General features: G+C 67.3%; 11 protein-coding genes. 7 read left to right on the top strand and 4 right to left on the bottom strand.

The features are described 5' to 3' along the window. Positions 1-73: 73 nt before the first annotated feature. A complete protein-coding gene (pdxR, locus tag GDH07_RS10880; RefSeq protein ID WP_152897530.1) occupies positions 74-1546 on the bottom strand; it encodes a MocR-like pyridoxine biosynthesis transcription factor PdxR in 1473 nt (490 codons plus the stop codon). Between the two features lie 90 nt (positions 1547-1636). Between pdxR and GDH07_RS10875 the strand changes: the two genes are divergently transcribed. After that, on the top strand, positions 1637-2857 hold the full coding sequence (locus tag GDH07_RS10875) for a multidrug effflux MFS transporter (RefSeq protein ID WP_152897529.1): 1221 nt from the start codon (positions 1637-1639) through the stop codon (positions 2855-2857). A 59-nt stretch (positions 2858-2916) separates the two neighbouring features. Here the strand turns inward: GDH07_RS10875 and GDH07_RS10870 are convergent, their stop codons facing one another. Both GDH07_RS10870 and GDH07_RS10865 read right to left on the bottom strand, forming a co-directional pair. Next, positions 2917-4095 carry a pyridoxal phosphate-dependent aminotransferase gene (locus GDH07_RS10870; protein WP_152897528.1) on the bottom strand — a complete coding sequence of 393 codons (1179 nt, stop codon included), beginning with the start codon at positions 4093-4095 and terminating at the stop codon, positions 2917-2919. Between the two features lie 83 nt (positions 4096-4178). Then, positions 4179-5804: a methyl-accepting chemotaxis protein gene (locus tag GDH07_RS10865; protein ID WP_022639068.1), complete on the bottom strand. Its 1626-nt coding sequence runs from the start codon at positions 5802-5804 to the stop codon at positions 4179-4181. Between the two features lie 401 nt (positions 5805-6205). Here GDH07_RS10865 and hpaB point away from each other — a divergent pair, with 401 nt between their 5' ends. The 6 genes from hpaB to GDH07_RS10835 all read left to right on the top strand — a co-directional run bounded on the left by hpaB (position 6206) and on the right by GDH07_RS10835 (position 12834). Next, complete coding sequence (hpaB, locus tag GDH07_RS10860) at positions 6206-7768, top strand: 4-hydroxyphenylacetate 3-monooxygenase, oxygenase component (RefSeq protein WP_152897527.1); 1563 nt, start codon at positions 6206-6208, stop codon at positions 7766-7768. A gap of 54 nt (positions 7769-7822) precedes the next feature. Further along, on the top strand, positions 7823-8335 hold the full coding sequence (gene hpaC / locus GDH07_RS10855) for a 4-hydroxyphenylacetate 3-monooxygenase, reductase component (RefSeq protein WP_152897526.1): 513 nt from the start codon (positions 7823-7825) through the stop codon (positions 8333-8335). A 171-nt stretch (positions 8336-8506) separates the two neighbouring features. Continuing rightward, positions 8507-9484: a helix-turn-helix transcriptional regulator gene (locus GDH07_RS10850; protein ID WP_152897525.1), complete on the top strand. Its 978-nt coding sequence runs from the start codon at positions 8507-8509 to the stop codon at positions 9482-9484. Between the two features lie 137 nt (positions 9485-9621). Then, positions 9622-10494, top strand: a complete 873-nt coding sequence (locus GDH07_RS10845) for a transporter (RefSeq protein ID WP_152897524.1) — start codon at positions 9622-9624, stop codon at positions 10492-10494. 24 nt (positions 10495-10518) lie between these two features. Then, positions 10519-11685, top strand: coding sequence for an MFS transporter (locus GDH07_RS10840; protein WP_152897523.1), 1167 nt, complete (start codon positions 10519-10521; stop codon positions 11683-11685). Between the two features lie 27 nt (positions 11686-11712). Beyond that, the gene (locus GDH07_RS10835) at positions 11713-12834 is read left to right on the top strand and encodes a class II histone deacetylase (protein WP_178124041.1); all 1122 of its coding nucleotides are present in this window, start codon (positions 11713-11715) and stop codon (positions 12832-12834) included. 182 nt (positions 12835-13016) lie between these two features. Here GDH07_RS10835 and GDH07_RS10830 read toward each other — a convergent pair whose 3' ends face one another. Continuing rightward, a complete protein-coding gene (locus tag GDH07_RS10830; protein WP_152897521.1) occupies positions 13017-13991 on the bottom strand; it encodes an AraC family transcriptional regulator in 975 nt (324 codons plus the stop codon). Positions 13992-14090 lie beyond the last annotated feature (99 nt).

Here is a 14090-nt window from a genome sequence, read left to right as displayed (position 1 = left end):
GTCCTTGTGCAATACGAAGGCCCTGGGGCCGGGGTGCCGAGCATGGCCGGCGAATATGACAACGCCATGACAGTCATGCCCCGGCCCGGGCTTGCCGGGCCTCATCCACCAACAGGGCCGCCAGGCGCGAGCCACTGAAGCGGATCTGCGCCAGGCTCAAGGCGGCATAGCCGATGATCACCGCCGGGCCCGGGCGCATCTGCTGGCAATGCTCGGCCAGCCCTTGCAGGACGATCCCGAGCGCAGCGGCGCGCTGGCGCAACCGCGCTTCATCGCCACCCGGCGGCAGGTGCAGCAGCAGGTGCAGGCCCGCTTGTTGCCCGCTGATGCTGTAGCAGCCCGGGGCCTCCCGGGCCAGGATCGCCAGCAGCAGGTCGCGGCGCTCCTGGTAGGCCTGGCGGGCGGCCCGCAGGTAACGCAAAAAGGCGCCGCTGGCGATGTAGTCGGCCAGGGCCAGTTGCTCGATCACCCCCACTGAGCGCCCGGTGCTCTGCAAAGTGGCCAGCAGCCGCTCGCGCAAGGCGTCGGGCACCAGCATGAAGCCCACCCGCAGGCCGGCGAACAGGGTCTTGTTGAAGCTGCCGCAGTAGATCACCCGATCGTCGCGATCCAGAGACTTGAGCGCCGCCAGGGGGGCACTCTGGTAGTTGAACTCGCTGTCGTAGTCATCCTCCACCACCCAGGCGCCACTGCGCCGCGCCCACTCCAGCAACGCCAGGCGCCGAGACACCGGCATGGTCATGCCCAAGGGCGCCTGGTGCGCCGGCGTGACGTAGACCATCCGCGCCGCGCCATGCTCATGCAGGCGGTCCACATCGATGCCCTCCTCCAGCACCGGCACCGGTATCGCCTGTGCCCCGGCCAGGGCGAACAACTCCCTGGCCGACAGGTAGCCGGGGTCTTCCAGGCAGACCTCGTCCCCCGGTCGCAGCAGACTGCGGGCCAGCAGGTCGAGGCCATGGCGAATGCCGGTGGTGACCATCACTTGCGCAGGCTCGCATGCGATACCCCGATGCTGTCCCAGGTACTGGGCGATCTGCTGGCGCAGTTGCGGCAGGCCCCCGGGGTCGTGGTCGCACAGCGACTGGGCCGGGGCACTGGCCAGGGCCCGGGTCAGGGAGCGGGTCCAGCGCGCCAGGGGGAACAGCGCCGGGTCGGCCAGGCGCGCGACGAAGGGCTGGCCGGCACGCACGCCCTGGGGCTGCGGCCTCGGGCCATCCTCGTCACTGGCTGCAGGCGCCACGGCAAGCGGCGCACTCAGGTAGAGATCCGGCACCACCGCGCAGACCCGGGTCCCGGAACCTGCGGCCCGGCTGACGTAACCCTCGCTGCGCAAGCGGTCGAACACCACCTCCAGGGTGCCCCGGGACATGGCCCAGCGCTGGGCCAGGGTCCGCGTCGAAGGCAAGCGGCAACCCGCCGCCAGGCGCTTGTCCAGGATCGCCTGGCGCAAGGCGCCATAGGCGCTGTCCTGCTTGCCCAAGCCCTCGCCCAGGGCCTGTGGCAGCGGCAAGTCCAGGGGAACGGGGTATTTGCCACGGCTCATAGTGGTCCACTCGAAATGACGGTAAATGGCTCTGCGCATTAAACCATAAAGCCCTTAACGTCCCGGCCAAGCCCTTGTTGCGAGCCGACCATGCGACCGACCACCGATACCCCGCCCCTCTCTCCCGCCGCCGCGCAAGACCTGGCCCCCTGGCTCTGGACCTTGCTGTTGCTGGTGGTGGTCTGCCTGCCGCGGATCAGCATCGACCTGTACCTGCCGGCCTTGCCGGCCATGGCCGACGAACTGGGGGCCAGCGATGCCCAGCTGCAACTGACCCTGAGCCTGTACATGCTCGGCTACGCCCTGTCGATGCTCCTGGGCGGACCGCTCTGCGACCGGTTTGGCCGGCGTCCGGTGCTGCTGTGGGGCATGGCGCTGTTCCTGCTGGCCACCCTGGCCTGCATGTTCGCCAGCCGGGTCGAGGTATTGATGGCCGCCCGCCTGCTACAGGCCCTGGGTGGCTGCTGCGGCACCCTGGTGGGCCGGGTCATGGTGCGTGATCGCTGCCCGCCGGCGGAACAGGCGCGGCTGCTGGGCCTGTTGTCCATGGGCATCGCCTTGTCGCCGATGCTGGCACCAGTTCTTGGCAGCCTGCTGGAGCAATTGCTGGGCTGGCGCGGCCTGTTCCTGGCCCTGGGCCTGGTGGCGGCCGCGGTGTGGCTGCTGATGCTTGCCAGGCTGGCGGAGACCCGCGTGCCCCAGCCCCTGGCAACGCCCCGGGAAAGCCTGCCACGGCTGTACCTGCGCTTGCTGGGCACGCGCTACTTCATGCGTTACTCCCTGGCCATCGGCTGCCTGTACTGCACTTATTTCCCCTTCATCCTGCAATCACCGGCCTTGCTCCAGCGCGGCCTGGGCCTGTCCTCGGGCAGCTATGCCCTGGTGTTCGCCGCCACCGTGGCCGGTTACCTGCTGGGCTCACGCCTGTTCCAGCACCTGGCCCCCAGGCTCGGCGCCGACCACCTGATCGCCCGCGCCACGCTGCTGAACCTGCTGGCGGCAGGCTTGCTGCTGGCCACCCGCAGCTTGTGGCCCGACAGCTTGCTGGCCATCGTCCTGCCGATGCTGGCGATCATGCTGTCGGTGGGCCTGGCGATTCCCGCCTGCCAGCTGGCGATCCTGCAACCCTATGCGGCGGTGGCCGGCAGTGCCTCGGGCCTGTTCTTCTTCATCCAGATGGCCATGACCGCTGCTTGCGGGCTGCTGGCCAACGCCCTGGCCGACAGTGCTGCCGGGTCCTTGCAAGCCCTGACCGGCCTGTTCAGCCTCGCCCTGGGCCTGGCCTGGTTCGCCCTGCGCCCCAAGCCATAGGCCAGCCGGCACGTCATCGACGGCCACCGCGAAGCGGATCGATCGCATGACAGCTCTAGTCATTGCACAGGCAATTGCGCGGTGAAGCGGACGATGCGCCGGCAAGCTTCGGCCAGCTGCTGGCAATCCAGCACCAGGGCGATACGCACGTGCCCGACGACGCTGGGGCCGAAGGCATCCCCGGCCAGCACCGAAACGCCATGGCCCTCCAGCAGGCCATCGGCGAAGGCCTGGGCACCAAGGCCGGTGCGGCGGATATCGACCATGACGAACATGCCGCCATCGGGACGCACCGGTTGCAAGCCGGGGCACTCTTGCAGCATCGAACATACCAGGTCGCGGCGCCGGCGGTACTCCTGGCGCATCTGCACCAACTCCGGCAAATCGCTGGACAACGCCACCACCGCTGCGTTCTGGATGAACTCGGGCAAGCCGTAGAGCATGCACAGGGCCAGGTTGCCCAGGTGCCCGGCCAACACCGTCGGGGCGATCACCCAACCGATCCGCCAGCCGCTCATGGCATGGGACTTGGACAGGCTATTGATGGTGGCGGTGCGCTCGCCCATGCGGGGCAGGCTGCCCGGACTCAGGTGCTGCCCCTCATACAGCAAGTCGCTGTAGACCTCATCGGAGATCAGCCACAGGTCGTGCTCCAGGCACAAGCGCGCCAGGGCCTGCCAGTCATCCAGGGACAGGCTGGCGCCGGAGGGATTGTTCGGGCTGTTGAGCAGCATGGCCCGGGTGCGCGGACCGATCCGCGCGGCGACGTCCAGCGGGTCGACGCAGAAGCCGCGCTCGGCCCGCACCGGCACCGGCACCACGGTCGCGCCACAGGCGCCGATCACCCCTTCGTAGGTGACGTACATGGGTTCGGCCACCAGCACCTCGTCGCCTGGGCCCACCAGGCACTGGGCCACCGAGAACACCGCGCACTGCGCCCCCGGCAGCACCACCACATGCTCGGCATCCACCACCTGGCCACTGCGTTGGTGATGGCATTGGGCGATGCAACTGCGCAAGGCCAGGTTGCCGCGTACGTCCGAATAATGGGTATCGCCGGCCAGCAAGCTGTCGATCGCCGCCTGGACTACCGGGCCTGGAGTATCGAAGTCCGGGTCGCCCACCGTCAGCAGCAACACATCGCGTCCCTGCTCACGCAGGGCCAGGGCCCGGTAATGGATGTTCCAGGCCGCGGAACCTTCGCCGGCGATCCGCTGGGTCAGGGCTGAGTAGCGCATGGCTTTCTCCTTGAAAGACGCCTCAGCCCAAACCCTAGGTGCTGCAACCCGACTCGTCGAGCGCCGCCCGCGGCGGCGTCAGGTCAGATCACGAAGCGCGCGACCATGGCGTTGAGCTCCACCGCCAGGCGCGACAGCTCATGGCTGGCGGCGCTGGTCTGGTTGGCCCCGGCCGCCGACTGGGTCGCCAGGTCGCGGATGTTCACCAGGTTGCGGTCCACCTCGCGGGACACCTGGGCCTGCTCCTCCGAGGCGCTGGCGATCACCAGGTTGCGCTCGTTGATCTGGTTGATGGACTCGGCGATCTGCTCCAGGGCCTCGCCGGCGGCGCGAGCCAGGTCCAGGGTGCTCTGGGTGCGCTGATTGCTCTGCTGCATCGACTCCACGGCGTGGCCGGTGCCGTTCTGGATGCCAGCCACCATCTTCTCGATCTCCTGGGTCGACTGGGCAGTGCGATGGGCCAGGGCCCGCACTTCGTCGGCCACTACCGCGAAGCCGCGCCCGGCCTCGCCGGCCCGGGCCGCCTCGATGGCAGCGTTGAGCGCCAGCAGGTTGGTCTGCTCGGCGATGGCCCGGATCACGTCCAGGACCTTGCCGATGTCCCGGCCCTGGGTGGCCAGGCCCTCGATCATCACCGAGGTGTTCTGCACGTCGTGGGCCATGGTCTGGATCGCATCGACGGTCTGCACCACCCGGTCGCGGCCGTCACGGGCGGCCTGGGTCGATTGCTGCGAAGCCTCGGAAGTCGACACCGCGTTGCGTGCCACCTCCTCCACCGCCGCGGTCATCTCGTTGACGGCGGTAGCGGCCTGCTCGATCTCGGTGTTCTGCTGCTGGACGCCACGGGAGGTTTCCTCGGTTACCGCGCTCAGTTGCTCGGAAGCCGAGGCCACCTGGGTCGCCGAACCGGCGATCTGCTCGATGGTGCGGCGCAGGCTCGCCTGCATCTCGGCCAGGGCCTGCAACAGGCGCGCCGGTTCGTCCTTGCCGTCGACTTCGATGCTCTGGCGCAGGTTGCCGCCGGCGATCACCTCGGCGGCGTTCAATGCCTTGTTCAACGGACTGACGATGCTGCGGGTCAGCAGCAACGCGAGGATGATGGTCAGCGCAGCAGCGATCAGCGCGACGATGACGATCCCGGCAATCGCGCTGCCGTAGTGCTCGCCGGCGGCCTTGGAGGCGGCCGTGGCATCGGCGGCGTTGATGGCGATCAACTGGTTCAGTTGCTCGCCCATCTGGTCGGTACCGTCCTTGATCCGGGTGTTGATCAGCTGGCGCATTGCATCGAGCTTGTCCTGGCGCGACAGCTCGAGCATTTCCTTCTGGGCTTGCAGGTAGTTCTCCAGGGTCGTGGAGAAGGTCTTGTACAGCGCGGCCTCCTGCGGGCCGGCCGGCAGCGCGGCATAACCGGCCTGGGCCTGGCGCACCTTGTCCACCAGCACGCCGATGCGCGTCTGGGCTTCGGCCAGGCCCGCCGGTTCGCGGTTGACCAGCACCCGGAACGACAAGATCCGCAGGCGCAGCACGTTCTCCGTGAGGTTGCCCAGGTAGCTGACGCTAGGCAGTTGGTTGCCTTCCATGTCGACCGAGGCCTCGCGGATGATCGACATGCGATTGACCGCGAACACCCCCAGCACGACGACCAGCAAGGCAATGAAGGCAAAACCGAGGAAAGCTCGAGGGGCGATATTCAGGTTACGCAGGGTCATAGGGCGACTCTCGCAGGAGAACATGACGATCAGCATCCTTGCCATTGAATGATCCGCGCATCAGCGCTGCGCCGACGTCGGAAACCTTGGCACCGGGGTCCTTGGGCCTATCCTGGATATCGGCCGAAGTTGCGCTTTCATATGGCTGATTCGTAAAAAAAATCCCGGAAATGACCGCTGATTCAGGACTGAAATGCCACAACGCGAAGTGAATCGATAAAGCACTGATGGGCGGTCCAGGGATGGGCCAAAACGCGCTGCCCAGGAGTTTTTGCTCCGGTTCGCGGCAGTTCCCGGCAAGCCCATGGAAAGTGCAAGCCATTCGCCGAAAAAGCCATTTCTGCGCCGCCCGCCGCTGCCCATCATGGTCCCGGTCAATAAAAACAACGCCGAGACTGGATATGAAACCCGAAGACTTTCGTGCCTCCTCCGATCGCCCGCTGACCGGTGCCGAATACCTGGCCAGCCTGCGCGACGACCGTGAAATCTACATCTATGGCGACCGGGTCAAGGACGTCACCACCCACCCGGCCTTTCGCAACTCGGCCGCGTCCATGGCCCGCCTGTACGATGCCCTGCACGACCCGGCCACCCATGAGCAACTGTGCTGGCCCACCGACACCGACAATGGCGGCTACACCCACAAGTTCTTCCGTTCGGCCAGGAGCCCCGACGAGTTGCGCCAGCAGCGCGACGCCATCGCCGACTGGTCGCGCCTGACCTACGGCTGGATGGGCCGCAGCCCCGACTACAAGGCGGCCTTCGGCAGCGTCCTGGGAGCCAACGCCGAGTTCTACGGCCCCTTCGCCGACAACGCGCGGACCTGGTACAAGCGCATCCAGGAGGCCTGCCTCTACCTCAACCACGCCATCGTCAACCCGCCCATCGACCGCGACAAACCGGTGGACCAGGTCAAGGATGTGTTCATCTCGGTGGACGAGGAAGTCGAAGGCGGGATCATCGTCAGCGGCGCCAAGGTGGTGGCCACCAACTCGGCGCTGACCCACTACAACTTCGTCGGCCAGGGCTCGGCCCAGTTGCTGGGGGACAACACCGATTTCGCCCTGATGTTCATCGCGCCGATGAACACCCGGGGCATGAAGCTGATCTGCCGTCCCTCCTACGAACTCCAGGCCGGCATGAGCGGTTCGCCCTTCGACTACCCGCTGTCCAGCCGCTTCGACGAGAACGACGCGATCCTGATCATGGACAAGGTATTTATCCCCTGGGAGAACGTGCTGATCTACCGCGACTTCGAGCGTTGCCGGCAGTGGTTCCCCCAGGGCGGGTTCGGCCGGTTGTTCCCGATGCAGGGCTGCACCCGGCTGGCGGTCAAGCTGGACTTCATCAGCGGCCTGCTGGTCAAGGCCCTGCAATGCACCGGCGCCCTGGAGTTTCGCGGGGTCCAGGCCCAGGTCGGCGAAGTGGTGGCCTGGCGCAACCTGTTCTGGTCCCTGACCGACGCCATGCACGGCAATGCCAGCGAGTGGCAAAACGGTGTCTACCTGCCCAGCGCCCAGGCCCTGCAGGCCTACCGGGTGCTGGCGCCCCAGGCCTATACCGAGATCAAGAAGATCATCGAGCAGGTGGTGGCCAGCGGCCTGATCTACCTGCCCTCCGGTTCCCGGGACCTCAAGGACCCCGTGCTCAACCAGTACCTGGGCACCTATTGCCGCGGTTCGGGAGGCATGGGCCACGAGGAGCGGATCAAGATCCTCAAGCTGTTGTGGGATGCCATCGGCACCGAGTTCGGCGGCCGCCACGAGCTGTACGAGATCAACTACGCCGGTAGCCAGGACGAGATCCGCATGCAGTGCCTGCGCCACGCCCAGGACAGCGGCTCGATGCGAGCCATGACCGCCCTGGTGGATCGCTGCCTGGCCGACTACGACCTCGACGGCTGGACCGTGCCGCACCTGACCAACCCCGACGACATCAACATGCTCGACCGTATCCGCCAGTAGTCGTGCGCAGCGAGGGCCACGTGCCCTCGCCACCCAGGCCTTCGGAGAACCCTCATGTCCGTACTCGACACCAAGCAACTCGCCTTTCGCAACGCCATGGCGCACATGACCGCGGCGGTCAACGTCATCACCAGCAATGGCCCGGCCGGCCGTTGCGGCATCACCGCCACGGCGGTGTGCTCGATCACCGACAGCCCGCCGACGCTGATGGTCTGCGTCAACCGCAACAGCGCCCTGAACCCGGTGTTCAAGGGCAATGGCCGGCTGTGCGTGAACATCCTCAGCGGCGCCCATGAAGACCTGGCCCGGCACTTCGCCGGCATGACCGGCGTGGCCATGGACCAGCGCTTCGGCCTGCACCCCTGGCGCGACGGCCTGCAGGCCCTGCCGGTGCTGGAGGATGCCCTGGCCAGCCTGCAGGGACGGATCACCGAGGTCCAGGAAATCGGCACCCACTCGCTGATGCTGGTGGAGCTGGACGAGATCAGCGTGCAGGAGCGCGGTGATTCGCTGGTGTACTTCAGCCGCAGCTTCCACCGCCTGCCCCGGCCCTGCCAGGCCGCCTGAACCCCACCCTCCCGGCCTGGCCCCCGCGCCGCCTCCTGCATCTGTAGGATGGCGGCCAGCGGTCCAGGCGCCGATACTCGACCCAGGTCCTGCCCACGCCTGCCCTGGCGTACCGGCCGTCGATTCTTCAGTGACGAAAACAATAACAACGTCGCCCCGAGGTACCGCGCCATGAGTCGATCCCACCCGCCCGCGCCCGGCCGCTTGCAGGCCTTCAGCGAACTGGTCCTGGCCTTGCAGCAACTGGCCCAGAACAAAGACATCGAGCACCTGCACCAGCACGCCCTGGCCCGCATCGCCAGGTTGCTGCCCTTCGACAGCGCATGGTGGGGCCGCTCGGCCCTGGTAAACGGCGTGCCGGACGAACACAGCTGCTACCTGTACCGCCTGCCTCCCAGCTACCTGCCGGACTGGCAATCGATCCGCCATGTCGATGTCACCGTGAGCCGGGTGCACCAGGTCCCGGGCCGGTCGGTGATCGTCGATATGGCCGACCCGGACAACGGCGCCGGCCTGAACTGGCTGGGGCGCCTGTACAACATCGGCGAGCTGTTGTGCGTGGTGCACATCGACCCCCATACCCACCTGAGCAGCCACCTGGCCCTGTACCGCCAACCCGGCGCAGCGCGTTTCACCACAGACGACCGCGAGCTGCTGGACAACCTGATGCTGCACCTGGTGGCGGCGGTCTCGGCCAACCAGATCCGCACCCTGGTGGCCACACGCGAGCAACTCACCCGGCCGCGCAACCTGGCCCTGGCGGTCTGCGACCAGCGCGGCGTGCTGCACTGCGCCGAGAGTGGTTTCGTCGAACTGCTGCTCAACGAATGGCCGCACTGGAGCGGCCCGCAGCTGCCGCAATCCCTGGAGCTGGGCAACTACGAAGGCAAGTGCCTGCAAGTGGAGTCCCAGGCGGTGGGCGACCTGTTCCTGCTGGCGGCCCGCAGCCGCACCTTGCTGCCCCAGCTCAGCCCCCGGGAAAACGAGGTCGCGCAGAGCTTCGGCGACGGCAAGACCTACAAGGAAGTGGCGCGCGACCTGGGCATGTCGCCCAACACCGTGCGCCATCACATCCGCGCCATCTACAGCAAGCTCGGGGTCAAGGACAAGGCGCGCATCGCCCAGCTGCTGCACGCCCCGCCCGACTGACCATCGTCGCGCCTTCCCACGCTGATTCGCGCCGTCACCCGTGACGGTCACGGGCAGCCTTTGCCCGGTTTCCAGCCCCTGCCGCCTGCCGGCAAGCCCTGCGCCGCACAACAACGCCAACAAGAGACGCATCGCCCATGACCAGGAACCTCATCCGTACCGCGCTCGCCGTGGCCAGCACCCTGGCCAGCCTGTCGCCCCAGGCCGCCGATCTCAACGCCCGGGACTTCTTCGCCGCCCCGGTAGGCACCAGCCTCGGCGTGCTGTACCTGCCCGCCACTCGCGCCGGCAGCTTCCATGGCCCGGCCGACACCACCGGCAAGGCCGACCTGCGGGTCAATGCCATGGCCTACCGCCAGGTGTTCTTCAGCGACCTGTGCGGCACCCTGTGCACGCCGCAGTTCATCGTGCCCTTCGTCGACACCGATGCGCGCCTGCCCGGTGCCACGCGCCGTAGTCGCGAGAGCGGTTTCGGCGATCCCCAGGTGGGCGGCACGCTGTTCTTCATCAACCAGCCGCAAAGTCGCACCTACAGCGGCTTGCTGACCCTGATCACGCTGCCGGTGGGCGAGTACCACAGCCGCGAGCCCGGGGTCTCGCCAGGGGCCAACCGCTGGGGCGCGACCTTCGTCTACAACTACACCCAGGGCCTGGGCGAGAAGTGGGTCCTGGAGGCCAACCTCGAAGCCCAGTTCTACGCCACCAACGATGACTACCTGGGCAGCGACCTCAAGCAGGACCCGCTGTACCGCCTGCAAGCCTTCGCGTCCTACGACTTCACTCCCAGCACCTACGGCGCCCTGCGGCTGATCCAGGCCGATGGCGGCGAACTGCGCATCAACGACCGACGCATCGACGACACCCACCGGCGCTACACCCAGGTCGGATTCGAGCTGGGCCACTGGCTGGATTCGCGCAACCAACTGATGTTCAGCCTGTCGCGCAACGTCGCCACCGACAACGGTTTCGCCGGCACCGACGCCCTGTTGCGCCTGGTCCACGTGTTCTGACCCCCCGCCCGAGGAAGCCCGGCCATGCATAGCCACAACCCTGCCCTGAGCGACACCGCGCCATCTGCCCGCCAACCCCTGGGGCTCCTGGCGGCCATCGTGCTGTTCGCCGCCATCACCCCCGCGGTGCTACTGATGGCCCCGGCCATCGCCGCGCAACTGGCCAGCCAGTGGCACCTGAGCCCGACCCAGATCGGCGACCTGTTCAGCGCCGAGCTGGGGGCCATGAGCCTGGCCACCCTGCCCGCCATCTGGTGGCTCAAGCGCCTGGACTGGCGCCGCGCCGCCTTGTGCAGCGCCGTGCTGTTCATCGCCGCCAACCTGTTGTCGATGCTGGTCCATGACTATTGGCTGTTGCTGGTGGCGCGTTTTTGCAGCGCCCTGGCCGGCGGCTCGCTGATGATCATCTGCCTGGCCAGCGCCGCCGCCAGCCCCAACCCCAGTCGCGCCTACGGCTTCTGGGTGATGGGCCAGCTGGTGCTGGGGGCCATTGGCCTGAGCCTGCTGCCGCTGCTGTTCGAGCACTTCGGCCTCGGCGCCTGCTATCTGATCCTGGCGCTGCTGATGGTGCTCTGCCTGCCCCTGGCACGGTGCTTTCCCGCCGGTGCTGAACAGTCACTGGACGCCGCCACGCCAGCCCCGCCGATCTCCTGGCTCAAGGCCGGCCTGGGCATCCTCGGCATCCTCGCTTTCTACATCAGCCTGAGCGGGGTCTGGACCTTCATCGGCGCCATCGGCAGCCAGGCCGGGCTCTCGCCCCAGGCCAGCGGCGACATCCTGGCCATCGCCACCCTGATGGGCATCGTCGGCGCCCTGTGCGCCACCTTGTTCGGCGACCGCCTGCCCGGCAGCGGCCTGCTGTGGCTGGGCTACGGCCTGATGGCCGGCTCGGTGCTGATGCTGTACGGCCAACCGCAACTGGCGCGCTTCGCCCTGGCGGCCCTGGTATTCAAGTTCACCTGGACCTTCATCTTGCCGCTGGTGTTGGCGCGCATGGCGCAGATGGATCGCAGCGGACGGTTGATGAACGCCTCCAACCTGGTGATCAGCGTCGGCCTGGCCATCGGCCCGGCCCTGGCCGGACGCCTGATCGAAAGCAGCGGCGGCTTCCACGGCCTGTTGCTGGCCGGCGCCGCCCTCACCCTGTTGTCCCTGGCGCTGGTCCTGGGCTGCCGCCCCACCCGCTCGTAACCGTTTTCTTGAACGATGGATATCACCATGACCTGCAAAACCGCGTTTTTCTTCGATGAACTGTGCCTGTGGCACAGCGCCAGCCCCCACAGCCTGACCCTGCCGGTAGGCGGTTGGGTGCAGCCACCGGCCGCGGCCGGACATGCCGAGTCGCCAGAAACCAAGCGCCGGCTGAAAAGCCTGATGGATGTCAGCGGGCTGACCCGCCAACTGCAACTGCGCAGCGCCGAACCGGCCAGCGACCAAGACCTGCTGCGGGTCCACGGCGCCGCCTACCTGCAACGCTTCAAGGCCCTGAGCGATGCCGGCGGCGGCGAGCTGGGCGACCAGGCACCAGTGGGGCCCGGCAGTTATGAAATCGCCAAATTGTCTGCCGGGCTGGCCATCGCCGCGGTGGATGCGGTGCTCAGCGGCGAGGCCGACAACGCCTACGCCCTGTCCCGGCCACCGGGACACCACTGCCTGGCCGACCAGGCCATGGGGTTCTGCTTCCTGGCCAACATCGCCATCGCCATCGAGGCGGCCAAGGCCCGCCACGGCCTGGGCAAGGTGGCGGTGATCGACTGGGACGTGCACCACGGCAACGGCACCCAGGCGATCTTCGAGGAGCGCGCCGATGTACTGACCCTGTCCCTGCACCAGGACGGCTGTTTCCCGGCCGGCTACGGCGGCGAGCAGGACCGTGGGCGCGGCCCGGGCCTGGGCTGCAACATCAACGTTCCGCTGCTGCCCGGCGGCGGGCACGACGCCTATCTGCAAGCCATGCAGCGCATCGTGGTGCCGGCGCTGGAGCGCTTCGAGCCGCAACTGATCATCGTCGCCTGCGGCTACGACGCCAACGCCGTGGACCCGCTGGCGCGGATGCTGTTGCACAGCGACTCGTTCCGCGAAATGACCCAGTGCCTGCGCGACGCCGCCGCGCGCCTGTGTGGCGGGCGCCTGGTGCTGGTGCATGAAGGCGGCTACTCCGAGGCCTACGTGCCGTTCTGTGGCCTGGCGACCCTGGAGGCACTGTCAGGCATCCGCACGGCGGTCACCGACCCGATGCTGGAGTTCGTGCGCCTGCAGCAGCCCAAGGAACCGGTCCTGGCCCTGCAACGCCAGCTGCTGGAGCGCCAGGCCCAGACCCTGGAGGCCTTCGCTCACTGAGCCCTGCGGCGCCCGGCCACTCAAGGGCGCCTCTAAAAACTACCTGCGTTGTCATCGCTGCGTTAAAAACCGACTGGTGCGCCAGCCCGGTCAAAATGCTCATTTAGCCCTTTGTAAAATGCGCTTTTTGGCCCGGGTTTTGCCTTGCGCTGGCTGCCTCGCCTACGTTTTTTAAGGCGCCCTCAAGCTGGCGTGGAGCCGTGGCGCCGCGCTTCACTGGGCGTGAGTTGGTAGCGGGCCTTGAAGGCCCGGGCAAAGTGCGCCTGGCTGGCAAAGCCATGGCGATAGGCGATCTCGCTGATATCCAGCGCAGCCCCCCGGGGGCTGCACAGCAGTTGCTGGGCCTGTTGCAGGCGCTTCTCCAGGATGAAGCGGCTGGGCAGCCACTCCTCCAGGGCGAACAACCGGGCCAGGTGGCGCGGCGACACACCGACCTGCGCCGCCACCCGCTCGCAACTCAACTCCGGGTCCGCCAGGTGCTCCTGGATGTACTGCTTGGCCGCCAGCAGATAGGAGGCGCTCAAGGCGTTGATCGGCCGTTGCCCCACTTGCCCGGCGATCAGGCTGGCCAGCAGTTCGAAGGTTTGCTCCTGGTAGTCCTCGGCCGCGCCGCACAAGGGTTGCTGGAAAAACCCCCGGGTGCGCTCGGCCAGGGTGCGCAACAACAGACGCTGGCCACCGCCCTGCACGCCGATCTTCAACGGCTGGTCGAAGCGCCGCAGGCAACGGCGGGCGAACTGCTCCTGGGGAATATCGAAGATGAACTGGCGCATGGCTGTGGAAAAACCGAACAGGTAGGGCTTGTCGGTGCGATACACCACCAGCTCGCCCGGCTCCAACAACTGACAAGTGCCGCCCTGGTAGAAGAACGAACCACTGTCGGTGACCAGGGAGACGAAGATCGACTCCTTGGGCACGCCACGGATCATCGAACGGTCACGCTCCACGACATGTTCATTGCCGACGATCCGCGCCAGGCGCATGGCGCTCAAGTGCAGGTTGTCCTGGCGGGCGGTGAAACCGCTCTCGGCGTAGGAGTTGCATTTGAGCCCCACCAGGGTGCTGGCGTTGTAGTCCTCCCAGAATGCCAGGCGCAGGTCCCGGTCGATGGACTGGGTGCTGGCGTGGCGGGTTTCGAGCAAGGCGCATGGAGACATTGTTGTTCTTCTCATGGCAGCGGGATGTTTCCCGGGCGGCAAGGCTCCGTCCAGGCACCTGGAGCCACGGAGCCCGTGGCCTGCGGCCATTCATTAATA

This window comes from Pseudomonas piscis (genome assembly GCF_009380155.1).
Taxonomy (GTDB): domain Bacteria; phylum Pseudomonadota; class Gammaproteobacteria; order Pseudomonadales; family Pseudomonadaceae; genus Aquipseudomonas; species Aquipseudomonas piscis.
Note: the sequence above shows the minus strand (reverse complement) of the source record. Positions and strands in the feature narration are given on the sequence as shown.